The following is a 25,826-nucleotide window of genomic DNA, read 5'->3' on the forward strand; positions in this document are numbered from 1 at the left end:
CCATGTCTCTGGAGGACATATGAAGCTGGTCAAGACTGCCGTTGCAGGCATCGTGTCGTTGGTGGTGGCGGGCACTGCGTTCGCGGCGGAAATTACCGGTGCTGGCGCATCCTTCCCGGCGCCCGTGTATTCCAAATGGGCCGATGCATACCAAAAGGCAACGGGCAACAAGGTCAACTATCAATCCATCGGCTCGTCCGGCGGCATCAAGCAGATCGGCGCCAAGACCGTCGATTTCGGCGCATCCGACGCGCCCCTGAAGGATGAAGAGCTGGCCAAGCAAGGCCTGGTGCAGTTTCCCACGGTGATCGGCGGCGTGGTGCCGGTGATCAACCTGCAAGGCATCAAGCCGGGCGAACTGACCATCACCGGCGAAGTGCTGGCGAGCATCTACCTCGGCAAGATCAAGAAGTGGGACGATCCCGCCATCAAGGCGCTGAACCCGCACGCCAAGCTGCCGAGCCAGGACATCCTGCCGGTGCGCCGTGCCGACGGTTCGGGCACCACCTTCATCTTCACCAACTACCTCTCCAAGGTCAGCCCGGAGTGGAAGAGCTCGGTGGGCGAAGGCACCACGGTCAACTGGCCGGGTGGCGGCACCGGTGGCAAGGGTAACGAAGGCGTGGCCGCGTTCGTGCAGCGCCTGAACGGCGCGATCGGCTATGTCGAATACGCCTACGCCAAGCAGAACAAGATGGCCCACCTGAGCATGAAGAATGCGGCAGGCGCCGTGGTGCAGCCTAGCGACGAAGGCTTCAAGGCCGCCGCTGCCGGCGCCGACTGGAGCAAGACCTATTACCAGATCCTGACCAACGAGCCGGGCAAGAGCGCATGGCCGATCGCCGGTGCCACCTTCATCCTGGTGCACAAGAACCAGGATAAACCGGCACAGGGCGCGGAAGTGCTGAAGTTCTTCGACTGGGCTTACAAGAGCGGTTCCCACCTGGCCAGCGAGCTGGACTACGTGCCGCTGCCGGAAGGTGTCGTGAACCAGATCCGTGCCACCTGGAAGTCTTCGGTCAAGGACGGTTCGGGCAAGGCGCTCTACAACTGATCGGCTGACTGCCATATCCCGGCCGCACCAGCGGGCGGGATCAGCAGCCGAGCCGGATCGGGGCCTCGCAGGCGCCGGTCCGGCAGCAACAGCAGTACGGCGGGAAAGCAGCCGCAACACAGTAGTGAAGGCAGCACCGAAGCCAATGAGGCCAGAGCAGCCGCGACCGCTGCGGCAGTAGCTACAAAGTACCCGCGGCAATGCAGCCCGGCACTTGCGACGCAACGCAGCCGGCGGCCTGCCGCCTAACCGAACTCCAATACCACATCATGGCGACTACATCCGATCTATCCGCTGTGCGGCCGCCCAGCCGTACCGGTGACATCCTGTTTGGTGGCCTGACGCGCGGCGCCGCCATCGTGACCTTGCTGCTGCTGGGTGGCATCATCGTGTCGCTCGCGATCAGCGCATGGCCCTCCATCGAGACTTTCGGCCTGCGCTTCCTGTGGACCGCCGAGTGGGATCCACCGGCGGACGTCTACGGTGCGCTGGTGCCGATCTACGGCACCATCGTCACCTCGCTGATCGCCCTCATCATCGCCGTGCCCGTCAGCTTCGGCATTGCGCTGTTCCTGACCGAGCTGTCGCCGGCGTGGCTGCGCCGCCCCCTGGGCACGGCCATCGAACTGCTGGCGGCGGTACCCTCGATCGTCTACGGCATGTGGGGCTTGCTGGTCTTCTCGCCCATCTTCGGCGAGTACTTCCAGAAGCCCCTGGGCGCTACGGTTGGCCAGATCCCGCTCATCGGCAAGCTGTTCCAGGGCGCGCCGCTGGGCATCGGCCTGCTGTGCGCCGGCGTGATCCTGGCCATCATGATCATTCCCTACATCGCCTCGGTGATGCGCGACGTGTTCGAGGTTACGCCGGTACTGCTCAAGGAGTCGGCCTATGGCATCGGCTGCACCACGTGGGAAGTGATGTGGCGCGTGGTGCTGCCCTTCACCCGCGCTGGTGTGATTGGCGGCGTGATGCTGGGCCTGGGCCGCGCGCTGGGCGAGACCATGGCTGTCACCTTCGTGATCGGCAATACCAACCTGCTGGACAGCGCCTCGCTGTTCTCGCCGGGCAACAGCATCACCTCGGCGCTGGCCAATGAATTCGCCGAAGCCGGCGTAGGTCTGCATACCGCCGCGCTGATGGAGCTTGGCCTGATTCTGTTCTTCATCACGTTCGTGGTCCTGGCACTGTCCAAGGTCCTGCTGCTGCGCCTGGCCAAGGGCGAGGGTGCAAAATGAGTCAAGCCGCGATGTCCACTACCTCTACCTCCACCTCGTCGATGCCGGCAGTGAGCCCGGATGCGGACGCCATGCGCACGCGCCTGCAGGCGCGCCGCCGCCGTACCAATTTCTATGCCCTGGCCGCGTCGCTGGGCGCGATGGGCTTCGGGCTGTTCTGGCTTGCGTGGATCCTGTGGACCACCATCTCGCTGGGGGTGGGTGGGCTGTCGATGGACCTGTTCACGCAGATGACGCCGGCGCCGAATACCGCCGGCGGCGGTCTGGCCAATGCAATCTATGGCAGTTTCGTGATGGTCGGGCTGGCCACGCTGTGCGGCACGCCGCTGGGCATCCTGGCTGGCATCTACCTGGCCGAATACGGCAAGAAGTCGGCCCTGGCAAGCTTCATCCGCTTTATCAACGACATCCTGCTATCGGCGCCGTCGATCGTGATCGGCCTGTTCGTCTACGCGCTGGTGGTGACCCGCATGGGCCATTTCTCCGGCTGGGCCGGGGTGTGCGCGCTTGCGCTGCTGCAGGTGCCGATCGTGGTGCGTACCACGGAGAACATGCTGAACCTGGTGCCGAACGCCCTGCGCGAGGCCGCCTTCGCCCTGGGCACGCCCAAGTGGAAGATGGTGCTGTCGATCACGGTGAAGTCGTCGTATGCGGGCATCGTCACAGGCGTGCTGCTGGCGGTGGCGCGTATCGCTGGCGAGACCGCGCCGTTGCTGTTCACGGCCTTGTCCAACCAGTTCTGGAGCAGCGACCTGAACAAGCCGATGGCGAACCTGCCGGTGACCATTTTCCGCTTCGCCATGAGCCCGTTCGTGGAGTGGCAGCAGCTGGCCTGGGCAGGCGTATTCCTGATTACCGTCGGGGTGCTGGCACTGAATATCCTGGCCCGCATGCTGTTCAAGAAGTGACCGGCAGCGATATCGCCAGTACGCATACAGCCATATAGCCAGACCCGGCCTTCCCGAAATCCATTGCGAGAGACGAGCATGACCTCGACTGTCATCGACATTCCCGACACGACCCGCGCCAAGATCGACGTGCGCAACCTGAACTTCTACTACGGCCAGTTCCACGCGCTGAAGAATGTCAACATGTCGATTCCCGAGCGCAAAGTGACGGCTTTCATCGGTCCGTCCGGCTGCGGCAAGTCGACTCTGCTGCGCACCTTCAACAAGATGTATGCGCTCTATCCCGAGCAGCGCGCCGAGGGCGAGATCAACATGGATGGCGACAACCTGCTGACCGCCAAGCAGGACATTGCCCTGCTGCGCGCCAAGGTGGGCATGGTGTTCCAGAAGCCCACGCCGTTCCCGATGTCGATCTACGACAATATCGCTTTTGGCGTGCGCCTGTTCGAGAAGCTGTCGCGCTCCGAAATGGACGACCGCGTGGAGTGGGCGCTATCCAAGGCGGCCTTGTGGAACGAAGTCAAGGACAAGCTCAACCAGTCGGGCTACGGCCTGTCGGGCGGCCAGCAGCAGCGCCTGTGCATTGCCCGCGGCATCGCCATCCGTCCCGAAGTGCTGCTGCTCGACGAGCCTTGCTCCGCGCTCGACCCGATCTCGACCGGGCGCATCGAAGAGCTGATCGCCGAGCTGAAGGACGACTACACCGTGGTGATCGTGACCCACAATATGCAGCAGGCTGCGCGCTGCTCGGATTTCACCGCGTACATGTACCTGGGTGAGCTGATCGAATTCGGCGAGACCGAGAAGATCTTCATCAAGCCGCAGCGCAAGGAAACCGAAGACTACATCACCGGCCGTTTCGGCTGATTTGAGCGTTGCGCATATAACGCATAGCATACGCATAGCAAATAGCGAATAGCGGCCAGGAGAAACATCATGTCTGACAAGCATCTGTCGACGCAATTCGACGCCGACCTGAACGCCATCAGCACCAAGTTGCTGCAGATGGGCGGGCTGGTCGAGTCGCAAATCGAAGTGGCCATGAGGGCGCTATCGGAATTCGATGCCGGCCTGGCCGACCAGGTGATCGCACGCGAGAGCCGCCTGAACGCACTCGAACTCGAGATCGACGCCGACTGCGGCAATATCATCGCGCGCCGCCAGCCGACTGCGCGCGACTTGCGCCTGGTGATGGCAATTTCCAAGACCATCACCAACCTTGAGCGCGCCGGCGACGAGGCGGAAAAGATCGCCAAGCGCACCAAGCACATCATGGAAGACGCCGGCGCCCACCAGATCAACTACTCCGAGGTCAAGCTCTCGGGCGATCTGGCCATCGCGCTGCTGCGCCAGGCGCTCGATGCCTTCGCGCGCCTGGACACCGTTGCCGCGGCCCGGATCGTCAAGGATGACAAGGCCATCGACGACGAATTCCGCGCATTTGTGCGCAAGCTCATCACTTATATGATGGAAGACCCGCGCACCATCTCGGTTGCGCTGGATTTTCTCTTCATCGCCAAGGCGATCGAGCGCATCGGCGACCACGCCAAGAACATCGCTGAATTCATCATCTACATCGTCAAGGGAACCGACGTCCGCCACGCCTCGCGTGAGGACATGGAGCGCGAAGCGCTGAGTTGAACGGCGCCACTGCGGAGAAAATTACATGCCAAGCAGCATTCTTGTTGTCGAAGACGAACCGGCGATCGCCGAACTGATCGCGGTCAACCTGCAACACGCGGGACACTATCCTATCCGGGCCTATAACGCCGAGCAGGCGCTGTCGCTGATGAGCGACGTACTGCCCGACCTGGTACTGCTCGACTGGATGCTCCCGGGCAAGTCGGGAGCAACCTTCGCCAAGGAACTGCGCAATAACGACCGCACCAAGCAGATTCCGATCATCATGCTGACCGCTCGCAGCGAGGAGCAGGACAAGGTGCTCGGGCTCGAGGCCGGCGCCGACGACTACGTCACCAAGCCGTTCTCGCCCAAGGAACTGCTGGCCCGCATCAAGGCAGTGCTGCGCCGCCGCGCGCCGCAGCTGACCGACGACGTGGTGGCGATCAACGGCCTGCGGCTGGACCCGGCCACGCACCGGGTCACGGGCCACGACGAGTCCGGCATGCTCAAGCTGGATCTCGGGCCCACCGAGTTTCGTCTGCTGCACTTCCTGATGACGCACCCGGAGCGCGTACACAGCCGCTCGCAACTGCTGGACCAGGTGTGGGGCGATCACGTGTTTGTCGAAGAGCGTACCGTCGACGTGCATATCAAGCGCTTGCGCGCCGCGCTGACTCCCGGCGGCTACAGCAATATGATCGAAACGGTGCGCGGCAGCGGATACCGCCTCGCTCGCGGGCCCAGCCACTGAGATGCCATGGTGCGCCACGTCCTGGCAGGCGTGGCGTTTGCCCGTTGTCCTGGCAGTTGCACGCTTGTCACCCGCTTGTCGCCAGTTTCATGGCACACTCCACCGCATTCCACGCGGTCTAGCCGCCTGCCCGACCTTCTCATCTCTTCATGAACGTCATCTGGGCCCGTTCGGCGGCCATCCTGATCTTCCTGGCCATGGCTTCGGCCGGCCTGTATTTCTTCCTCGGCGCGGTGCCGGCGCTGGCGGCGATGTGCGCGGCCCTGCTGGGCCTCCTGCTCTATTACCTGTACCAGATCAACCGGCTGTGGAAAGTGCTGGATGCGCCCACCTATGGCGAGATTCCCAGCGCGCTCGGCTTGTGGGGCGAGGTGTATTACCGCCTGCATCGCCTGGTCAAGCGCTGGCGCAACCAGGTGCTGCAGGTGGAGCAGCAGCATACCCGCTTCATCCAGGCCATCCAGGCTTCGCCGAACGGCGTACTGATGCTCGACGACGCCGACCAGATCGAGTGGTGCAACGATGTGGCCGAGCAGCACTTTGGCCTCAACGCGCGGCGCGACGTGCGCCAGCGCATCACTCACCTGATCCGGCGCCCCGAATTCGTCCAGTACCTGACGCTGCAGCGTTTCGACGATCCGCTGCTGATGCGCGACATGGGCGAGCATAAGCGCAGCGTGATTGCCGTGCAGATATTGCCTTACGGCGAAAACCGCAAGCTGGTGCTGACCCACGACATCACCAAGCTGGAGAACACGGAGGCCATGCGGCGGGATTTCGTCGCCAACGTCTCGCATGAGCTGAAAACGCCGTTGACCGTGCTCACGGGGTTCCTGGAAACGGTGCGCGACCTGCCGGTGTCGGAGCAGGATCGCAACCGCTATCTCGACATGATGCTGGTGCAGTCCATGCGCATGCAGCACCTGGTGGAAGACTTGCTCGTGCTGGCCAAGCTGGAGAGCGATGCGCAGCCGCCGAGCCAGGACCGCATCGAGATGGACGGGCTGGTCGCGCATCTGGTGCACGATGCCGAAGCCCTGTCGCAGGGGCATCATCAGGTCTCGGTGCAGATCGATCCCGCTGTGATCGTGCGCGGTGCCGAGAGCGAGCTGATGTCGGCCTTCGGCAACCTGGTGACCAACGCGGTCCGCTATACGCCGGATGGCGGGCGCATCGGCATCGCGCTGACGTATGAGAACGAGCACGCGATCTTTTCGGTCAGCGATACCGGCCTGGGCATCGCGGCCGACCATATCCCGCGCCTGACCGAGCGATTCTACCGGGTCGATCGCAGCCGCTCGCGCGATACCGGGGGCACCGGCCTCGGGCTGGCCATCGTCAAGCACGTGCTGTCGCGTCACCACGCGGACCTGCGCATCAGTAGCGAGGTCGGCCGGGGCAGCGTGTTCCGCGTGGTATTCCCACTCGATCGCAGCGGTTATATGCCGGTTGCCTTGCCGCGCGCGGGGCAGGCGCCGCAAAAGGCCGCCTGAGCCTGGGCCTGGTGCGGTGCGCGGTTTGCGCAGCTGCGGCACCGCTGTTGGGCGGGGGATTCCCGGCGCCGGTCCAGGGCGGCTATTCCGGACCTTCAAGTCACTTGTGCGGCAGGGACTTGCCCATGCCGCACGAGCGCTTCTCAGTTGCCGGCGAACATGGCCAGCAGATCGTTCTGGCTGACGTGCGGCTGCTGGGACTTGGTGTGCTTGCGCAGATAGGTGCCGTCCGGCTGCATGATCCACGCCGACGCATTGTCACGCAGGTGAACCCGCAGGCTCTCCTTGATCACGCGCGCCTTCAGCGCCTTGTCCAGTACCGGGAACGCCACCTCGACGCGGCGGAACAGGTTGCGGTCCATCCAGTCGGCACTCGACAGGTAGACCACTTCGGCACCATCGGCCAGGAAGTAGTAGACGCGATGATGTTCGAGGAAGCGCCCGACGATGGAGCGCACCGAGATGTTTTCCGACAGGCCCGGCACGCCCGGACGCAGCGCGCACACGCCACGGATGATCAGGTCGATCTTCACGCCGGCGCGCGAAGCCTTGTACAGCTCATCGATGATCGAAGGTTCCAGCAGCGCATTCATCTTGGCCATGACGTGCGAGCGCTTGCCGGCGCGGGCGTTGCGGGCCTCGGCGCGGATATGTTCGACCAGCTTGCTTTGCATGGTGAACGGCGACTGCCACAGGTGATTCAGGCGGATCGTGCCCGCGGTGCCGGTGAGCAACTGGAATACATGCTGGACGTCCTCGCAGATCTGCTCGTTGGCGGTGAGCAGGCCGAAGTCCGTGTACAGCCGCGCCGTGCGCGGATGGTAGTTGCCGGTCCCGAGATGCGCATAGCGGCGCAACTTGAACTGCTTGCTTTTGGCGCCCTCCGGTTCGCGCCGTACCATCAGCAGCATCTTGGCATGGCATTTGTGGCCAACCACGCCGTAGACCACGTGCGCCCCCGCGGATTCCAGCCGCTCGGCCCAGTTGATATTGGTTTCCTCATCGAAGCGCGCCAGCAGCTCCACCACTACCGTGACTTCCTTGCCGTTGCGGGCCGCGGTCATCAGGGCTTCCATCACCGGCGATTCGTTGCCGGTGCGATAGACCGTCTGCTTGATCGCCACCACGGCGGGATCCACCGCAGCCTGCTGCAGCAGGTCGAGCACCGAGCTGAAGCTCTCGTAGGGGTGATGCAGCAGCACGTCCTGCTGGCGGATCGCGTCGAACATCGGCACGCCCGGGGTGAACGCCTTGACCGGCGCCGGCACATGGGGCGGGTACTTGAGGGCGGGGCGGTCGATCAGGTCCGGGATCTGCATCAGCCGGACCAGGTTGACGGGACCGCTCACGCGGTACACATCCTGCTCGCCCAGGCCGGATTCCAGCAGCAGCCGCCGCGCTATCGCCGGCGGGGTGTCGGACGAGATCTCCAGCCGCACCGTGTCGCCGAAATGGCGCGTCGGCAGTTCGCCCTGCAATGCCTCGCGCAGGTCCGTGATATCGTCCTCGGAGACGAAGAGGTCGGAGTTGCGGGTGACGCGGAACTGGTAGCAGCCGTTGACCTTGATGGCGGGGAACAACTCGTGCACGAAGCCTTGCATGAAGGACGACAGCAGTACAAAGCCGTAGGGGTAGCCAGACAGCTCCACGGGCATCCTGACCATGCGCGGCAAGGCGCGCGGCGCCTGCACGATGGCCAGGTCAGCCTCGCGGCCAAAGGCGTCCTTGCCCGACAATTCGATGACGAAATTCAGGCTCTTGTTGAGCACGCGGGGGAACGGGTGGGCCGGGTCCAGCGCGATCGGCGTCAGTACCGGGCCCAGTTCGCGCAGGAAGAAGCCGCGGGCCCATTCGCGCTGGGCTTCGTTCCAGGTGGAAGCCAGGTGAAAGAACACCCCTTCTTTTTCCAGCAGGGGGAAAATCACGTTTTGGAGCATGTCATACTGCAGTGCCACAAACTGTTGGACACGTTCAGTGACAATTTCGTAGGCCTGCTGCAAGGAAAGGCCATCGGGCGTGATGCCGGCGGGATTGTCGCGCATCTGCTCTTTCAAGCCCGCCATGCGGATCTCGAAGAACTCGTCCAGGTTACTTGAAACGATGCAGACGAATTTCAACCGTTCCAGCAGTGGAACCGCCGGATCAGCGGCCTGTGCCAGCACGCGCGCATTGAATTCCAGAATGCCCAGTTCTCGGTTGAGCAGCGTGCCGGGTGGGCTTGTCGACATTGGCATGACCTTCATATGTTAATGCGGCGACTTTTTCATAGAATCATGTCAAATTGATGACAAAGTGATTTTGTCACGATATGGACATGATAAAGACATATTTTCTACGGCTGGGCCAAGCGCACCGCCCGACACAATTGACACAACTATTTGCGCCGCCGCTTGCGGCCTTCACCAACACTCCCCTACAGCGATGAACGAAACCCCACGCTTGCTGGCCGCCGTCGACATGGGCTCCAACAGCTTCCGCTTGATGATCGGCAGGGTTGACGAGAGCCAGACCGCATCCGGGCCGGCCAGCCAGATATTCCAGGTCGACGCCTTGCGCGAGCCGGTGCGGCTGGCCGCGGGCCTGACGCCGGACAAGTACCTGGACCAGCCGGCGCGCCGGCGCGGTATCGATGCCTTGCGGCGCTTCGGCGACCGCCTGCGCGATTTCTCGGCCGACCATGTGCGTGCGGTGGCCACCAATACCTTGCGGGTGGCCAAGAATGCCTCGGAATTCCTGATCGAGGCCGAGAGCGCGTTGGGATTCCCGATCGAGGTGATCGCCGGGCGCGAGGAAGCGCGGCTGATCTACCTGGGCGCGTCGCACGACGCCCCGGCCTGCGCGGGCAACCGGCTGGTCGTGGATATCGGCGGCGGGTCCACCGAGTTCATCATCGGCAGCGGCTATGGGTCCAAGCTGATGGAAAGCCTGTATATCGGCTGCGTGTCACATAGCCGGCAGTTCTTCCCCAGCGGCAACGTCGACGAATACGCGATGAAGCAGGCCGAACTGGCGGCGCGCAGGGAGATCCAGGTGCTGGTGCGCCAGTATCGCGCCGCCGGCTGGCAGCAAGCGGTGGGCTCGTCCGGCACGGCGCGCGCGCTGGCGGAGCTGATCGAGCTGAACGGCATGAACGACAATCCGGCCGAGCACGGCATCACACGCGAAGGGCTGGAGCGCCTTAAGCGCGCGCTGGTCAAGGCGGAAAACACCAACCGGGTCAAGCTGGTGGGCCTGAAGGCCGACCGCATACCGGTGCTGCCCGGCGGCCTGTCGATCATGCTGGGCGTGTTCGCCGAACTGGACATCGAGCGGATGGACGTCACCGACGGCGCGCTGCGCCTCGGCGTGCTTTACGACCTGCTGGGCCGCACGCACCATGAGGATATGCGCACCATCACGGTCGACCAGTTCATGCGGCGCTATGGCGTCGACCGCGCCCAGGCCCAGCGCGTGCGGGGTGCCGCGCTGGGCTTGCTGGCGCAATTCCCGGAGCCGCGCAATGAGCGCCGCGACGACAATCTCGCGTTGCTGGGCTGGGCCGCCGGGCTCCACGAGATCGGCATGACCATCTCGCACAGCGGCTATCATAAGCATTCCGCCTATATCGCCACGCACGCTGATATGCCCGGCTTCTCGAGGACCGACCAGGCCCGCCTGGCAACGCTGTTGCTGGGTCATGCAGGCAAGCTGGGCAAGCTTTCCGGCAGCGGCAAGTTCCTCGACTGGCGCATGCTGTTCAGCCTGCGCCTGGCCTTCGTGCTCTGCCGCCGCCGTGCCGACGAGCCGCTGCCGGAGATCACGGTGAGCCAGCGTTCCGATGCGTTGGACGAGGGCTTCGAGGTTCGCCTGCCGAAAGCCTGGATCGAGGCCAACCCGCTGGTCGAATACAGCCTGGCGCAGGAAGCCGACGAGTGGGAGCGCATCGGCAAGCGCTACAAGGTGGTGTATGCCTGAGCCGGGCGGAGGCTGCCCGCAAGGGCGGCCTCGACCCGTGGGCCGATCGCCCGGCGCGGGCGACCGCCGCCCGCGCCAGCGCCACCTGGTTCAGACGCCGCGGCTCAGGCCCAGGAAGTGACGTGCGTAGCGAGGGTTCATGTCGTTCACCCGCAGCAGCGTGAGGAAGTCCGCCACATTGAAGTCAGGATCCCATGCCGGCATGCCGCAGATGCGAGCGCCCAGCCGCAGGTAGCCCTTGATCAGCGCGGGCGGCTCGACATCCAGCGTCTGGTTGAGTTCGTCGATCGGCAAGGCCAGGCGAGGGAACGCGTGGTATTCGATCGGTGCCAGGGCGCGTTCGGCGAAGACCCGGTAAAGGCTGGCCGCGTAGTGGCCGCCATCGCTCATCGGCACGCTCGCGCAGCCCAGCATCGACTCGATGCCCCAGCGCTGCAGGTACTCGCCCAGGCCGCCCCACAGCGCCATGATCACGCTGCCCGAGCGGTAGTCGCGGTGCACGCAGGAGCGGCCCAGTTCGACCATCTTGGGTTTGAGGTGGGCCAGGCGGACCAGGTCGAATTCCGATTCGGCGTAGAGGCAGCCGATACGCTTGGCCTGGTGCGGCGCCATCACGCGGTAGGTCCCGACCACTTTGAGCGTGGCCATCTCGCGCACGATGAGGTGGTCGCAATAGGCATCGAACATGTCGACGTCGAGTCCGGGCGTCGACGAGTTCAGCCGCGCGCCCATTTCTTCGGCAAAGACCTTGTAGCGCAGGCGCTGCGCCTCGACTATTTCATCCTGGTGGCGCGCCCACGCCACGCTGAAAGCAGGCTGTTCATTCGCTTGTGCATGCGCCTGTGCAGGTGGCTGGCGATGAAGACGCCTCCGCGCCGAATGGCCGGAGCCATTGGGCAAGGAATCGAACAATGGCTGGGTGGGCGTCGGTAGCTCTCGCATCAGTATGTCCTTTCGGTGACGAAACTGTTGCGGTCGAATGTAGATAGAGCAGGTGACAGTGCCGTGAAGCCGCCGTGACGGTTCGGTGACGGCGGCCAGCAAGCACGGGCCGCATGGCGCGGCCAGTGGCGCTTGCTGCGCATTCGATGGTGCGGGGCCCGGTCGAGCCGGATCAGACCCCGGCTCGGAACACTAGAGAAATTCGGGGTTGATGACGGCGCGCAGCACCACCTGCGACTCGCTTTCGCGCGTACGCCCCGAGAGCCACCAGATGCCGCTCTTGCGCACGCTCCAGTTCATTTCCGAGCCTGCCAGCAGCAGGCTGGCAAGGCGCCCAAGCCACGGCTGATGCCCGACCAGCACGGTGTACTCCGTGCCCTGCGGCCAGTCGATGGCGGCAAGCACCGAGCTGACGTCGGCGCCTGGGGCGAGGTCGGGCAATATCTCGGCATTCTCCCGCAAGGCCGCGGCAGTTTCGCGCGTACGCAACGCGGGACTGCAGACGAGGCGCGCGCCGGCCGGGAGATGGGCACGCAACCACGCGGCGGAGACATCTGCCTGCTTGTGGCCGCGTCTCGTCAGCGGGCGTTGCAGATCGGCATTGCGGCTGAGGCCGAGGGCGCCGGGCAGTTCCTCGGCTTCGGCGTGGCGCCACAGTATCAGGTTCATGGCTACGGGGGGGCTGGTGCGGTAGGGGTTGGGACGGATTGAGTATGGCGATGCCCTCGTGTGCTTGCAACAAGGGCAAACACCCGGCGAACGGTGCGGGAGCATGGCTGGCTTGAATGACGCGCATGTGACGAGCCAATCGTGCGGGCCATTGCCGGTGTGGACGGGGAGGGGCGTACGCAGGCAATACGGCGGGCGCGGGGGGGCAATCCGCGCAGCCCTCGTGCGGCCGCTGGATGAAGCGCGCGTCCGGGGTTTCCGGCGTGGCATCGCCGAAACATCCGCCCGCGCCTTCTCGCCGGTGCTTCCGGTGAACGCCGGCAAGATGTTTCCAGGGGCTGGACCGCCGCTATGCGGTGCCCTGGGAGTGCGGCTGGCGCGACGCTCGCCGGTCAAGGCGAGCGTGCAGGAAGATCAGGCTTTGTGGCGGAAGTTGATGCGGCCCTTGGTCAGATCATAGGGCGACATTTCCAGCGTCACGCGGTCGCCGGCCAAAATGCGGATGCGGTGCTTCTGCATCTTGCCCGAAGCATAGGCCCAGATTTCCACGCCGTTTTCCAGCGTCACGCGATAACGGTTGTCAGGCAGGGCTTCCGAGACAACGCCGCCAAACTCAATCAGTTCTTCCTTAGCCAATCTTCTTCCTTTACGGCAGCCATGGGCTGCATGAATTTAGGTGAATCCGGTGATGCGGGCACCGGCATGCTGCCTGCGTGCTCGCGAGGTCCGGGTGCCAGCAGTGACAAGCGCCGGCTTGCTTGGTTGCGCCATGGAGTTGCGGGAGGCAAGCTGACCCGGACCGGCATGGCAATTAGCGCATGCAAAGTGGTCCACGTTAGGGAATCGCCAGGGGGCGCGTCAGTGCCCGGCCGATTGCCTTGCCGGTTGCGGCCCAAGCTAATGCGGCCGTGCTACCGTGATAGGCGCGGGGCAATGGAGCGGGCAGATGTTCCCGGTGGCTTGCCGATATTGCCGCGACGTGATTTATTCGCGGCGCTTCGGCAAGGGCGCCCGGTTACAGGGCATGCTGCATACACCCCGGGCTAACGCGCGATTATACCATGGCAGAGTCAACGGGACGTGCTGCCAGCAGGACGTAATCCCGGGTATTGGCATGGGGTTGCCGCGGCGCGATGGAAGGGGCGGATGACTTGCCAAAAAGCGCGGAAACCATGGGGAGCCGCAGGATGGCGGGATAACGATAGGCAACAAATCGACCGGCAACAAAAAAAGGCTTAGACCTGACGGTCTAAGCCTTTGATCGCATTGCTTAATACTGGTCGGGGCGACATGATTCGAACATGCGACCCTCTGATCCCAAATCAGATGCGCTACCAGGCTGCGCTACGCCCCGAAGCTGCGGATTGTAGCCCGGCCGGGGCCCCAGGGTCAAATTTTACTTTGGCACCCGGCAAGGCGGCCGCCGGGCAATGCGGGAAAGAGGGGAAACGGATCGTCAAGGTTCGCTTGACTTGATTGCGGGCGCTGACATAATCCGCAATCTTCAATGGCCACCCCCGGCGCCCGGTCAGGCGCGATGGGGAAGCGTATGGCCTGTGGGTTGCGGCGCCAGGCAGGAATACAAGAGCGCGCTTGCCACGATTGCGAGGCCCAGCCCTGGTCCGTCGGGCACGGGAAGACGGATGGATGTTCAAAAGAAAAAAATGGCGAAACCCCGGTTCCGTGCGGAGGCGGGGTGCAAGGCGGCTTGCTGGACCGCTGCCCGCCAGGTTGGACGGGGAAAATCATGTTTCAGTCGCAGCTTAGTGTGCTGGTCGCAGGTCTTTTCGGACTGCAGATGGCGGTGGTGTTTGCCATCTTGCAGCGCACGCCGGGCATGGGCCGGGCCGGCTTGCGTTCCTGGGCGGCCGGCGAGGTGCTGGTGGCCGCCGCCGCCGGCTTGCTCGCGGCGCGGGAGAGCCTGCCGGACGGGCTTTCGCTCAATCTGGCTGGCTTGCTCATGACGGCGGCCCTGTCCCTGATGGTGTATGGAACCCGCCGCTTCTTCGGCAGGCGCGGCGGCGCGGGCATGCTCTGCCTGCTGAACGCGGTGGTGCTGGGCGGTACGGCTTACCTGGACTGGGCGGGAGCGCCGGCGGGGAGCCAGGTGCTGGTTTTCGCGCTGGCAAGGATCTACCTGCCGCTTGCCCTGCTGCGTATCGTTGCGCCGCAAGTGCCGGCCACGCGCGGCATCGGCCGGCTGGCGGCACTGTCGCTCGGGCTGATCGCGCTGGCCTGCGCCGCCACGGGGGCCTGGCAGGCTGCCGGCCTGACCGTGGCGCCCATCCACCTGGCCACGCAGGTCCCGCAAGAGGCTTTTACCATCCTGCACGCCTTCGGTATTGTCAGCCTGTCAGTCAGCTTTGCGCTGATGGCCCACGACAGCGTGCGCCGTCGTCTTGAGCACCGCGCCAGCTATGACGACCTCACCGATGTGCTATCGCGCGGCGCATACTGGGTTGCGCTGGAAGCCGCCTGCAAGCAGGCGGAACGGCAGAAACGCCTGCTGACCGTGGCCTTCATCGATCTCGATCACTTCAAGGCGATCAACGATCTCTATGGTCATCTGGCTGGAGACAGCGTGTTGCGCCATTTCAGCGGGCTGCTGCGCAAGTCGGTGCGCGCGGGCGATATTGTCGGCCGCATCGGCGGGGAGGAGTTTGCCATCGCCATGCCGAACACCACACTCGAGCAGGGCAGGGCGATCGGCATGCGCCTCAATACACTGGTGCGCACCACGGCCTGCCCGTCCGAGCCGGATGCGATTCCGTACACGGTCAGCATCGGCATGGCCGAGCGCCTGCCGGGAGAAGGGGCGGACGCGCTAATGCGGCGTGCGGACGATGCGCTCTACGATGCCAAGAACATGGGGCGCAACTGCGTCTCCACGCAACCCGTCGACCGGCTTGCCGACATGACGAGACCGGTGCGCATGCACGTTTCGCGGGCTTCCTGACGGCTTCGCGCCGAAAGCCGCGCGCCAGAAGGTGGAAGCGGGCAGCGGCTCTGAGGTAGAATGTCGCGCTTCGCGTCGGTGGCCTCCAGGCCAGCGATCTGCGGCAGTCTTCTCCATCCGCCCTTAGCTCAGTTGGATAGAGCACTCGCCTTCTAAGCGAGCGGTCACACGTTCGAATCGTGTAGGGCGGACCATCTTTTCTCCCGTATTCTCCCACTTCCTTCGCGGCACCCGCCCTGCCCGGCTGCGTGCGCATGGCCGCGGTCGCTGGCGAGCTCGCTGCGTACGCCTGCACGGAAATGGCGAGCGTTCAGCCATGGCCCCCCGGTCCGGATTAACATTTCGGGGTTGCGCCGCGGTCTTGGCCCCGGCATTCATTTCATGGCTCCCTCTCCATGGCGAATCTCCCCAAAGACGGTGCTGGAAAAGTGCGGTTCTGGCTGGCCGGCGGCGCATGCCTGCTGCTGCTGGCCGCGGCTGCCCGCCATGCCTTGTTCCTGGCTGTCGAGCGCGATGCCTTCGAGCCCAAGCCGGCCGGAGCGGCGGATGCCGCGACGCCCGACCGCCTCGGCGCCCCGTCGCGCCAGTTCGCCTTCGCCAGTGGCAAACGCATGCTGCGCGCCTCTTGCGTCCCGGCGCCGGCGGCCAGCGCGCCTGCCGTGCTGATCTATCACGGCGATGAGGAGAACCTGTCCGACTGGGCCAGCGCGCAAGCGCTGCTGTACCGCAACGGGATCGCCTCCTGCGTGTTCGACTACAGCGGATACGGTGCCAGCGATGGCAAGCCCGGTGTTCGCCGGCTGCGTGAAGACGCGATGGCGGCCTACCAGCAGTTCCTCCTGGCCACGCCGCGGGCGGCCCGCCGCTATGCGATGGGATTTTCGCTCGGCTCCGGCGTGTTGCTGGACGTACTTCCCGCCCTGCGTCCGGCGCCGGACGGCCTGGTTATCGCCGCCGGCTTCACATCGGCACGCGAGGCGGCGGTGGTGACCGGGCGAGTGCCGGCGTGGCTTGCCCGGCTGCTGCCGGACCCGTGGGACAACGAAGCGCAATTGAGCAAATCGCGGTTGCCGCTGCTGCTGGTGCACAGCCGCGCGGACGAGGTGATTCCCTTCGCGCATGCCGAGCGGCTGGAGCGCGCCGCAGGCGGGCCGAAGCGGCTGGTGGCGCTGGCGGCGCTGCCGCACGATGCCGCCATCGAGCCGGAGCGGCAGGACGCTTTCTGGGCGCCGATCCTGGCGTATCTGCGCACCGGCCATCTGGACGGCCCCGGAGCCAGGTAAGCCGTACCGGCGGCATTCCGCGGGCACAAAAAAGGGGCGCCGGCCAAGGCCGGGCGCCCCTCTTTGGCGTTGGCTGCCCGGGCAGGCGGCCAGCGCCGGTGCAGCGATGACGCTTATTCTTCCGACGGCAGGCTTGCGCCCACGGTATTGAAGCCGGCGTCGACATAGGTGATCTCGCCGGTCACGCCGCTGGCCAGGTCGGACAGCAGGAAAGCGGCAACGTTGCCGACTTCGTCGATGGTCACATTGCGGCGCAGCGGTGCCGCCTCTTCGATGTGGCCCAGCAGCTTGCCAAAGCCCTTGATGCCGGACGCGGCCAGGGTCTTGATCGGGCCCGCCGAGATGCCGTTGGCACGGATGCCGCGCGGGCCCACCGAGGCTGCCAGGTATCGCACGCTGGCTTCCAGCGAGGCCTTGGCCAGGCCCATGGTGTTGTAGTTCGGGACCACGCGCTCGGCGCCGAGATAAGTCAGCGTCAGCAGCGAGGCCTTGTCCGACAGCAGGGGCAGGGCGGCCTTGGCGAGCGCCGGGAAGCTGTAGGCGGAAATGTCGTGCGCCACGCGGAAGGCTTCACGCGAGAGGCCTTCCAGGAAGTCGCCGGCGATCGCCTCGCGCGGCGCGAAGCCGATGGAGTGCACCAGGCCGTCGAGCTTGTCCCAGCTCTGGCCCAGCGCGGCGAAGGTGGCGGCGATCTGCTCGTCGTTGCCAACGTCGCACTCGAATACCAGGCTGCTGCCGAATTCCTTGGCAAAGTCGTTGATGCGGTCCTTGAAACGCTCGCCGACGTAGGTGAAGGCGAGCTCGGCGCCCTCGCGTTTGCAAGCCGACGCGATGCCATAGGCAATCGAGCGGTTGGACAGCAAGCCGGTGATCAGGATCCGCTTACCTGCCAGAAATCCCATAAGTTCTCCAATGATGTTCGGGGTGGACGGGCACGTTTTGTGCGGAGGCGTCCGGGTTGCGGCGCGCGCCGCGTGGAGGCCGCCTTGCAGCAGGCTGACGGCCGGCAAATTTGCGGCGCCGCGTACTGGAATGTCCGGATGGCTGGATGCCATCCGATCCCATGTAAAATTGTCTCATAACTTGACCGCGCCGCCGACGGCCGCGGACTGTCCGATTCAGGTGGAGGACCCCAACCGGATGCATATTCGCGCACGTAGACCGCTTCAGGCGGCATGGCAGCGCTTCCGCAGCTTTGCGGCGCTGGGCTGTGGACTGGCAGCCCTGTGTGTCGCGGGTTTTCCCTTGTCGGCCGACGCGGCCCACGGTTTTGCCCAGTACGGCGGGCTCAAATACCCCGTCGACTTCACCCATTTCGACTACGTCAACCCGGATGCGCCGCGTGGCGGGACCCTGACGCTCGCCAATCCCGATCGCCGCACCAGCTTCGATAAATTCAATCCGTTTACGCTCAAGGGTACCTCCGCCCCGGGCGTGAATGCGCTGATGTTCGAGTCGCTGCTGATCGCGAGCGCCGACGAGACCGCCAGCGCCTATGGCTTGCTTGCCGACGACGTCACCGTGGCGCCGGACGAATTGTCGGTCACCTTCCATCTCCGGCCGAAGGCACGCTTCAGCAATGGCGACCCGGTGCTGGCCAGCGACGTCAAGTATTCGTACGATATGCTGATGAGCAAGGCCTCCAGCCCGGGCTACCGCAGCATGTGCACCGACGTGAAGGCGGTCACCGTGGTGGATCCGCTCACGGTGCGCTTCGATTTCAAGCAGCGCAACATCGAGCTGCCGCTGATCGTGGGTTCGCTGCCCGTCTTTTCGAAGAAGTGGACGGCCACGGTGCCGTTCGAGAAGCTGACCTTCGAGGCGCCCGTGGCCAGCGGGCCCTACCTGATCGAGCGCTACGATGCCGGGCGCGGCATCAGCTTCAAGCGCAATCCGGCCTATTGGGGCGACGACCTGGCGGTGCGGCGAGGCACCTTCAACTTCGATCACGTGGTCTACCGCCTGTACAAGGACGAGACTGCCAAGCTCGAGGCCTTCAAGGCGGGCGAGTTCGACGCCATCGTGGAGTACAAGGCCAAGAGCTGGGCCAAGAGCTATGAAGGCAAGCGCTTCACCAGCGGCGACCTGTTCAAGACCGATTTCCCGCATCGCAATGGCGCCGGCATGCAGGGCTTCGTGATGAATATGCGCAAGCCGATGTTCAAGGATGTGCGGGTGCGGCAAGCCCTGATCCTGGCGCTGGACTTCGAATGGCTCAACCGCCAGTTGTTCTATGGGGCGTATCGCCGCCTCGACAGCTGGTTCTCCAATAGCGAACTGGCGGCCAGCGCGACCTTCGACGGGCGGCCCGGCCCGGGTGAGCTCGCCTTGCTCGAACCCTTGCGCGCGCAGCTGCAGCCCGAGGTGTTCGGGCCCATCGTGACGCAGCCCGCCACTAACCCGCCGCGCTCGCTGCGGGACAATCTGCGCGATGCGCGCAGGCTGCTGGCGCAGGCTGGATGGACCTATGAGGACGGCGCCTTGCGCAATGCCAAGGGCGAGCCTTTTGTCTTCGAGTTCCTGGACGACGGCGGCGCCATGAGCCGCGTCATCACCACCTATGTGCGCAACCTGGAAAAACTGGGTATCGAGGTGAACCAGCGCACCACCGACTTTGCGCTCTACCAGAAGCGGCTGGAGGACTTCGACTTCGATATGGTGTCGATCCGTTTCCCGGACTCGCAGAGCCCAGGGAACGAGCTGCGCGACCGCTTTAACAGCGAAGCCGCCGATACGCCCGGGTCCGACAACCTGTTCGGCCTGAAGTCGCCGGCGATCGATCATCTGGTGGACAATGTCCTGCACGCCCATACGCGTGAAGAACTCGTCAACGCCGGACGCGCACTGGACCGCGTGCTGATGCACGGCTACTACATTGTGCCGAACTGGTTCAGCGCCTCGCACCGGGTCGCGTATCGCAAGGAACTGGTTTATCCGCAGCGCCTGCCGTACTACTACACGGCCGAGGGCTGGATCCTGAGCAACTGGTGGCGCGCCGACACCAGGCCGGCCGCTCAATAAGCGCGACAAGGAAACAGGATGTTCGCCTATCTGCTCAAGCGCGTGTTGCTGATGATCCCGACCCTGCTCGGCGTCGTCACGCTCACCTTCGTGGTGATCCAGTTCGTGCCCGGCGGCCCCGTCGAGCAAATGATGATGGAGCTCAAGGGCCGGGGCGGCGGCGGGGAAGCCAGCGGCGGCGGCGCCGAGTATCGCGGCCGGCGCGGCATCGATCCGGACAAGATCAAGGAGATCCAGGCGCTCTACGGCTTCGACAAGCCGCCGGCCGAGCGCTATTTCCTGATGCTCAAGCGTTTCGCGCGTTTCGACCTGGGGGACAGCTACTATCAGCACCGCAGCGTGTGGGAACTGGTGAAGTCGAAACTGCCGGTCTCGGTGAGCCTGGGTTTATGGACCTTTTTCCTGACCTATCTGATATCGGTACCGCTCGGCATCTCCAAGGCGATCCGGGCGGGCAGCCGCTTCGACGTGGTGACCAGCATGGTAGTGCTGGTGGGCTATGCCATTCCCGGTTTCGTGCTGGGCGTGCTGTTGCTGGTGCTGTTTGGCGGCGGCACCTTCGTGCAGTGGTTCCCGCTGCGTGGCCTCACGTCGGATAACTGGGACCAGCTCTCGCTGATGGGCAAGGTGATGGACTACCTGTGGCACCTGGTGCTGCCGATCACCGCTTCGGTGGTGGGCAGCTTCGCGGTCGTCACCATGCTGACCAAGAACGCCTTTCTCGAGGAAATCCGCAAGCAGTATGTGCTGACTGCCCGCGCCAAGGGGCTGGCCGAGCGGCGCGTACTTTGGAAGCACATCTTCCGGAATGCGCTGATTCCACTTGTGACCGGCTTCCCGGCTGCCTTCATCGGGGCATTCTTCACCGGCTCCCTGCTGATCGAAACCCTGTTTTCGCTCGACGGACTTGGCCTGCTGTCCTACGAGGCGGTGCTGCGGCGGGACTATCCGGTCGTGCTGGGCACGCTCTACCTGTTCACCCTGATCGGCCTGGTGACCCGGCTGATCTCCGACGTCTGCTACGTGATGGTCGATCCGCGCATCCACTTCGAGGCGGTGCACCGATGAAAATCCGCTCGCGCACGCTGCCCAACGGCCTGCCGCATTCGCTTTCGCCACGCCAGCGTGCCTGGCAGCGCTTTCGCCGCAATCGCCTGGGCTACTGGAGCCTGATCCTGTTCGTCGCCATCTTCGTGCTCAGCCTGTGCGCCGAGGTGCTGTCGAGCGACAGGCCGCTGGTGGTCAAGTTCAAGGGCGAATGGTATTTTCCCATCGTCAAGACTTATGCCGAGAGTACTTTCGACGGGGACTTCCCCACGCCGGCGGACTATCTCGATCCCTTCATCCGCGATCGCATCACCAGCAACGGTAATTTCGCCATTTTCCCGCCCAACCGCTACTCGTACGACTCGCTCAACTATTTCTCCAAGGAGCCCAATCCGGCGCCGCCTTCGGCGGAGAACTGGCTTGGCACCGACGATCGCGGACGGGACGTGCTGGCACGCCTGCTTTACGGTTTTCGCGTATCGGTGCTGTTCAGCCTGGCGCTGACCCTGATCGGCGTGGTGATCGGTACCCTGACGGGTGCATTGATGGGCTTCTTCGGTGGGCGCTTCGATCTGGTCTCTCAGCGCGCCATCGAGATCTGGAGTTCGATGCCCGAGTTGTACCTGCTGATCATCTTCGCCTCCATCTTCACGCCCAGCCTGGCGTTGCTGATCATCCTGCTCTCGCTGTTCGGTTGGATGGGTTTGTCGGACTACGTGCGCGCCGAGTTCTACCGTAACCGCTCGCTCGACTACGTCAAGGCTGCGCGGGCGCTGGGCTTGTCCAATGTGCAGATCATGTGGCGGCACATCCTGCCCAACAGCCTGACCCCGGTCATCACCTTCCTGCCGTTCCGCATGAGCGCCGCCATCCTGGCCCTGACCAGTCTCGATTTCCTCGGCCTCGGCGTGCCGCCGACCACGCCGAGCCTGGGCGAGCTGCTGGCGCAGGGCAAGGCCAATCTCGATGCCTGGTGGATTTCGCTGTCGACCTTTGCCGTGCTGGTGGTAACCCTGTTGCTGCTGACGTTCATGGGCGACGCGCTGCGCGACGCCTTCGATACCCGCCTGGGGCTGGCTGCGCTGCGCGGCCGCGTCGAGCCCAAGGCGCCCGAAGGTTCGCCAGCGGCAGAGGTGACGCCATGAGCGCATTGCCGGAAGTCCGCGCAAGAGATCGCGCACAGGGAGTCCATGCCGCGGTCGCTGCGGGCAGCCCGCTGATGTGCATCGACCGCTTGTCGGTCACCTTCGGCCATGGCGAGGACGCCACCCGGGCGGTGCGCGACGTCAGCTTCGACTTGCGCGCCGGCGAGCGTTTCGCGCTGGTTGGCGAATCCGGCTCGGGCAAGACCGTTACCGCGCTGGCCATGCTGCGCCTGGTCGAGGATGCGCGCTACCAGGGCGCGGTGCGCTTCGAGGGGCGCGACCTGCTCAAAGTGTCGGAGCGCGAGATGCGGGGGATTCGCGGCGCCGATATCGCCATGATCTTCCAGGAGCCGATGACCGCGCTGAACCCGCTCTACACGATCGGCAACCAGATCGTGGAGACGCTGGCGCTGCATGAGGGCCTGGACCGGCGTGCCGCTCGCGAGCGCGCCATCGCGCTGCTCGAGCGCACCGGCATCAGCGACGCGGTGCATCGTTTCGACAGCTTCCCGCATCAGCTCTCGGGCGGCCAGCGCCAGCGCGCCATGATCGCCATGGCGCTGGCCTGCCGGCCCAAGCTGTTGCTTGCCGACGAGCCCACCACCGCGCTGGACGTCACCATCCGCGTGCAGATCCTCGAACTGCTGCGTGACCTGCAGGCCGAGTTCGGCATGGCCGTCATGCTGATCACGCACGATCTCAACCTGGTGCGGGCCTTCGCCCAGCGCGTAGGGGTGATGGAGAAGGGGGTGCTGGTCGAGGTGGGCGACACTGCCACGGTCTTCGCCGCACCCCAGCATCCCTATACCCGCAAGCTGATCGACAGCCGTCCACGCCGCGAGGTCATTCCGCTGGTGCCGCTGGCGCCGGTGCTGCTGCAGGCGCGCGGGCTGTGCGTCAACTACGCGCGCAAGCGCCGCGGGCTGGCCGGATGGTTTGGCCGCGACCAGTTCGCGGCGGTCAAGGGCGTGGATTTCACGCTGCGGGAGGGCGAGACCATCGGCATCGTTGGCGAATCCGGCTCGGGCAAGACAACGCTCGCCCATGCCGTGCTGAATCTCCAGCGCCGCAGCGCCGGCGATATCCAGTTCCTGGGCCGCAGCCTGGACGAAGTCTCGCGGCGCGAGCGCAGCACGCTGCGCTCGCGCTTGCAGGTGGTGTTCCAGGATCCCTTCGGTTCGCTCTCGCCGCGCATGACCATCGAGCAGATTGTGGGGGAGGGCCTGGCGCTGCACCAGCCAGGTCTGTCGCGCGACGCCATGCGCCAGCGCGTGACCGAGGCGCTGCGCGAAGTGGGGATGGACCGCACCGCGCTGGGGCGGTATCCACACGAGTTCTCCGGCGGACAGCGCCAGCGTATCGCAATCGCGCGCGTGCTGATCCTCAAGCCGCAGGTGCTGGTGCTGGATGAACCCACGTCCGCGCTTGATGTGTCCATCCAGCAGCAGGTGCTTGCGCTGCTCTCGCAGTTGCAGCGCAAGTACAACCTGAGCTACCTGTTTATCAGCCATGACCTGGCCGTGGTCCGCGCCATGGCGCACCGGGTCATCGTGATGAAGTCCGGCGAGGTGGTGGAGGCGGGCGACACCGAGGTTGTGCTGGGCGCCCCGCAGCACGCATACACCCGCAAGCTGATGCGCGCGGCCGAAATTGGTGCGAGCGATCCGGTCCCGCCTCAAGTTGGTGCAGCCGATTTCAGGGTGTCACCCGATTGACGCATGGCTGACATAATAAAAGCGAGAAAGTAGCTGCGACTTTCGTTCTATGGTCTTGATTCCAAAGCATTTTGCTGGAATTTTGTAACGAACTTTGACATGTCGATGACAACCTTATACCATCCGGCGAGAACTATTTTCGGGGGTGGTTCGTGCGTCGCTTGTACGGCGCGCAGGTGGTCGAGGCCACTTGGTCTGCTTTTTGCGTGCGGTCTGCCCCAACCATTTCAAGCCCGCCTGGCGTAGTCGAGCCGGGCCTGGTCTAGAACGATTTCAGGAGAACCAATGCAGCGAACGGTGCTTCATTCCCTGGCGCGCGCCGCCGTTGGAATTGCCATAGCCTGCGGTGCGACTCTGTCGAATGGAGTGCTGGCGGATACGGTGTTCAAGGATCCCGACGCCCGCATCGATGCACGCACTGAACTGAGCGCGGATGCGCATCCGGAAGGCAAGCGCGGCTTGCTGTCTTCGGTCATGAGCTCCACCAGCCATGTCGCCAGCAAGGCCGGCGATCTCGTCATGAACGCCCTTGGGCTGATCGGTGTGCGTTATCGCTTCGGCGGCAACAGCCCGGAATCGGGCCTCGATTGCAGCGGCTTTGTCCGTTATGTGTTCAACGACACCTTCGGCTTCATGCTGCCGCGCCGCTCGGTCGAAATGAGCCAGGTCGGCACCACGGTGGCTGCCAACGACCTGCGCCCCGGCGACCTGGTGTTCTTCAACACCATGCGCCATACCTTCTCGCACGTGGGCATCTACATCGGCGACAACAAGTTCGTGCACGCGCCGTCCACCGGCAGCAAGATCCGTGTCGACGATATGCGCGCCTCATACTGGGTGACGCGCTATAACGGTGCACGCCGCATCGACGACATGCAGGAAGCCGGCGGTGCCGACAACCTTGGCAATATGGTCGAAACCCTGAAGCGCTTCGATCCCAACGCCAGCGGCCGTTCGCTGTACGGCGGCTGAGCGGCCTGGCGGACAGCCGGTGCTGTCCGCTCGGGGCAATAAAAAAGGACTGCCTCGCGCAGTCCTTTTTTATTGCGCGCCGATCGGCGGCCGCACGCAGTGAGGCTATGCCGCTTACTGCGCGGCCACGGTCCCGGCGGGGCGCAGCCTTGCTTGTGCCAGCTTCTCGCGCAGGCTGGCCATGACCGCCGAGGTGGCTTGCTCGCCGGCCAGGATGGCGCGGTTGCGCGCGGTGAAATCGCTGCCGCCCATGTCGGGCAGGTCGGGGCGGATCACCACGTCGGCGTGCGCCAGCGCCATCTTGTTGATCGACTGGCCCATGATGGCGGTGGTTTGCAGCAAGACGCCGCTCTGGCCGCCATTCTTCTGGCTGGAGGGTTCGGCGGAGATGTTCACGGCGATGACGAAATCCGCGCCCATGGTGCGCGCGGAATCCACCGGCACCGGCTCGACCAGTCCGCCATCCACATAGTCGTGCCCCTGGATCGAGACCGGCTGGAACACGCCCGGCACGCTGCTCGACGCGCGCACGGCCTGGCCGGTGTTGCCGCGCCGGAACAGGATGCCCTGGCCCGTCTTGAGGTCGGTGGCGACGATGCCCAGGGGCAGCTTCATGGACTCGATTGGGCGATTGGCGATCAGCCGGTTCACGTAGTTCTGCAGTGCCTCGCCCTTGAGCCAGCCGCCGAAGCGGGTACCGAAGGGCAGGGCCCAGTCGGCGATGGCGGCTTCGTCCATGGTCAGCGCCAGCTTGTTGAGCTGGAATCCGCTCATGCCGGAGGCATACAGCGCGGCGACCACGGCGCCCGCGCTGGTGCCGGTGACCAGGTCCGGATGGATGCCCTGGGCCTCGAGCGCCTTGATCACGCCGATGTGGGCGAAGCCGCGCGCGGCACCGCCGCCCAGGGCCAGGCCGATCTTGAGTGGGCGCGGCGGCACGACGGGCGCTTCCGGCTGTGCGGTGAGCGTGCCCGGCTTGGGGCCAAAACTGCAGGCTGCGAGCAGCGCTGCCGCGCCGGCGCCCAGGAAATTGCGTCGTTGCATGGGTAGGTGAAGGA

Annotated in this window: 21 protein-coding genes and 2 tRNA genes; 16 read left to right on the forward strand and 7 right to left on the reverse strand. The window is 64.7% G+C overall.

The window, feature by feature from the left end:
* The first annotated feature begins 19 nt into the window (after positions 1–19).
* The 7 genes from pstS to phoR all read left to right on the forward strand — a co-directional run bounded on the left by pstS (position 20) and on the right by phoR (position 7,064).
* The gene (gene pstS, locus AC3FOF_RS05335) at positions 20–1,054 is read left to right on the forward strand and encodes a phosphate ABC transporter substrate-binding protein PstS (RefSeq protein ID WP_017230239.1); all 1,035 of its coding nucleotides are present in this window, start codon (positions 20–22) and stop codon (positions 1,052–1,054) included.
* A gap of 269 nt (positions 1,055–1,323) precedes the next feature.
* Positions 1,324–2,289 (forward strand): phosphate ABC transporter permease PstC, encoded by a 966-nt coding sequence (gene pstC / locus AC3FOF_RS05340; protein WP_035816754.1) that lies wholly within the window; start codon positions 1,324–1,326, stop codon positions 2,287–2,289.
* On the forward strand, positions 2,286–3,197 hold the full coding sequence (gene pstA / locus AC3FOF_RS05345; RefSeq protein WP_035816748.1) for a phosphate ABC transporter permease PstA: 912 nt from the start codon (positions 2,286–2,288) through the stop codon (positions 3,195–3,197). Before pstC ends, pstA begins: the two co-directional genes overlap by 4 nt.
* Positions 3,198–3,275: 78 nt before the next feature.
* On the forward strand, positions 3,276–4,064 hold the full coding sequence (gene pstB, locus AC3FOF_RS05350) for a phosphate ABC transporter ATP-binding protein PstB (RefSeq protein ID WP_017230242.1): 789 nt from the start codon (positions 3,276–3,278) through the stop codon (positions 4,062–4,064).
* Between the two features lie 69 nt (positions 4,065–4,133).
* Entirely contained in the window at positions 4,134–4,838 is a 705-nt protein-coding gene (phoU, locus tag AC3FOF_RS05355; RefSeq protein ID WP_017230243.1) for a phosphate signaling complex protein PhoU, read from the forward strand.
* Between the two features lie 25 nt (positions 4,839–4,863).
* Positions 4,864–5,571 (forward strand): phosphate regulon transcriptional regulator PhoB, encoded by a 708-nt coding sequence (phoB, locus tag AC3FOF_RS05360; RefSeq protein ID WP_017230244.1) that lies wholly within the window; start codon positions 4,864–4,866, stop codon positions 5,569–5,571.
* Positions 5,572–5,720: 149 nt separating this feature from the next.
* Positions 5,721–7,064, forward strand: coding sequence for a phosphate regulon sensor histidine kinase PhoR (gene phoR, locus AC3FOF_RS05365; RefSeq protein ID WP_017230245.1), 1,344 nt, complete (start codon positions 5,721–5,723; stop codon positions 7,062–7,064).
* Positions 7,065–7,207: 143 nt separating this feature from the next.
* Here the strand turns inward: phoR and ppk1 are convergent, their stop codons facing one another.
* Positions 7,208–9,292 carry a polyphosphate kinase 1 gene (gene ppk1 / locus AC3FOF_RS05370; protein ID WP_035816756.1) on the reverse strand — a complete coding sequence of 695 codons (2,085 nt, stop codon included), beginning with the start codon at positions 9,290–9,292 and terminating at the stop codon, positions 7,208–7,210.
* A 193-nt stretch (positions 9,293–9,485) separates the two neighbouring features.
* Between ppk1 and ppx the strand changes: the two genes are divergently transcribed.
* Positions 9,486–11,018, forward strand: coding sequence for an exopolyphosphatase (ppx, locus tag AC3FOF_RS05375; RefSeq protein WP_488726014.1), 1,533 nt, complete (start codon positions 9,486–9,488; stop codon positions 11,016–11,018).
* Between the two features lie 90 nt (positions 11,019–11,108).
* On the opposite strand, the gene AC3FOF_RS05380 is transcribed toward ppx, so the two are convergent.
* The 4 genes from AC3FOF_RS05380 to AC3FOF_RS05395 form a co-directional block, all read right to left on the reverse strand.
* The gene (locus AC3FOF_RS05380) at positions 11,109–11,960 is read right to left on the reverse strand and encodes a GNAT family N-acetyltransferase (RefSeq protein WP_276264580.1); all 852 of its coding nucleotides are present in this window, start codon (positions 11,958–11,960) and stop codon (positions 11,109–11,111) included.
* Positions 11,961–12,152: 192 nt separating this feature from the next.
* Positions 12,153–12,629, reverse strand: a complete 477-nt coding sequence (locus AC3FOF_RS05385; RefSeq protein ID WP_017230248.1) for a SixA phosphatase family protein — start codon at positions 12,627–12,629, stop codon at positions 12,153–12,155.
* A 414-nt stretch (positions 12,630–13,043) separates the two neighbouring features.
* On the reverse strand, positions 13,044–13,265 hold the full coding sequence (gene infA / locus AC3FOF_RS05390; protein ID WP_017230249.1) for a translation initiation factor IF-1: 222 nt from the start codon (positions 13,263–13,265) through the stop codon (positions 13,044–13,046).
* Between the two features lie 641 nt (positions 13,266–13,906).
* Positions 13,907–13,983, reverse strand: a tRNA-Pro gene (locus AC3FOF_RS05395).
* Positions 13,984–14,376: 393 nt separating this feature from the next.
* Between AC3FOF_RS05395 and AC3FOF_RS05400 the strand changes: the two genes are divergently transcribed.
* The 3 genes from AC3FOF_RS05400 to AC3FOF_RS05410 all read left to right on the forward strand — a co-directional run bounded on the left by AC3FOF_RS05400 (position 14,377) and on the right by AC3FOF_RS05410 (position 16,868).
* Entirely contained in the window at positions 14,377–15,585 is a 1,209-nt protein-coding gene (locus AC3FOF_RS05400) for a GGDEF domain-containing protein (protein WP_488726015.1), read from the forward strand.
* Between the two features lie 117 nt (positions 15,586–15,702).
* A tRNA-Arg gene (locus tag AC3FOF_RS05405) sits at positions 15,703–15,779 on the forward strand.
* A 201-nt stretch (positions 15,780–15,980) separates the two neighbouring features.
* On the forward strand, positions 15,981–16,868 hold the full coding sequence (locus AC3FOF_RS05410; RefSeq protein ID WP_488726016.1) for an alpha/beta hydrolase: 888 nt from the start codon (positions 15,981–15,983) through the stop codon (positions 16,866–16,868).
* 113 nt (positions 16,869–16,981) lie between these two features.
* On the opposite strand, the gene fabI is transcribed toward AC3FOF_RS05410, so the two are convergent.
* Entirely contained in the window at positions 16,982–17,770 is a 789-nt protein-coding gene (fabI, locus tag AC3FOF_RS05415) for an enoyl-ACP reductase FabI (protein WP_276264584.1), read from the reverse strand.
* A 238-nt stretch (positions 17,771–18,008) separates the two neighbouring features.
* On the opposite strand from fabI, the gene AC3FOF_RS05420 reads away from it, so the two are divergent.
* From AC3FOF_RS05420 to AC3FOF_RS05440, 5 genes are all read left to right on the forward strand, one after another.
* Positions 18,009–19,889 carry an extracellular solute-binding protein gene (locus AC3FOF_RS05420; protein ID WP_017230264.1) on the forward strand — a complete coding sequence of 627 codons (1,881 nt, stop codon included), beginning with the start codon at positions 18,009–18,011 and terminating at the stop codon, positions 19,887–19,889.
* Positions 19,890–19,907: 18 nt separating this feature from the next.
* The gene (locus AC3FOF_RS05425) at positions 19,908–20,957 is read left to right on the forward strand and encodes a microcin C ABC transporter permease YejB (RefSeq protein WP_017230265.1); all 1,050 of its coding nucleotides are present in this window, start codon (positions 19,908–19,910) and stop codon (positions 20,955–20,957) included.
* On the forward strand, positions 20,954–22,081 hold the full coding sequence (locus AC3FOF_RS05430; RefSeq protein ID WP_017230266.1) for an ABC transporter permease: 1,128 nt from the start codon (positions 20,954–20,956) through the stop codon (positions 22,079–22,081). The genes AC3FOF_RS05425 and AC3FOF_RS05430 overlap by 4 nt, the downstream gene beginning before the upstream one ends.
* Positions 22,082–22,155: 74 nt before the next feature.
* Positions 22,156–23,796 carry a dipeptide ABC transporter ATP-binding protein gene (locus tag AC3FOF_RS05435; RefSeq protein WP_017230267.1) on the forward strand — a complete coding sequence of 547 codons (1,641 nt, stop codon included), beginning with the start codon at positions 22,156–22,158 and terminating at the stop codon, positions 23,794–23,796.
* A 285-nt stretch (positions 23,797–24,081) separates the two neighbouring features.
* Positions 24,082–24,768, forward strand: a complete 687-nt coding sequence (locus tag AC3FOF_RS05440) for a C40 family peptidase (RefSeq protein WP_017230268.1) — start codon at positions 24,082–24,084, stop codon at positions 24,766–24,768.
* A gap of 114 nt (positions 24,769–24,882) precedes the next feature.
* Here AC3FOF_RS05440 and AC3FOF_RS05445 read toward each other — a convergent pair whose 3' ends face one another.
* Positions 24,883–25,812, reverse strand: coding sequence for a patatin-like phospholipase family protein (locus AC3FOF_RS05445; RefSeq protein ID WP_017230269.1), 930 nt, complete (start codon positions 25,810–25,812; stop codon positions 24,883–24,885).
* Positions 25,813–25,826 lie beyond the last annotated feature (14 nt).

The organism is Cupriavidus sp. 96C5-1, assembly GCF_057798855.1.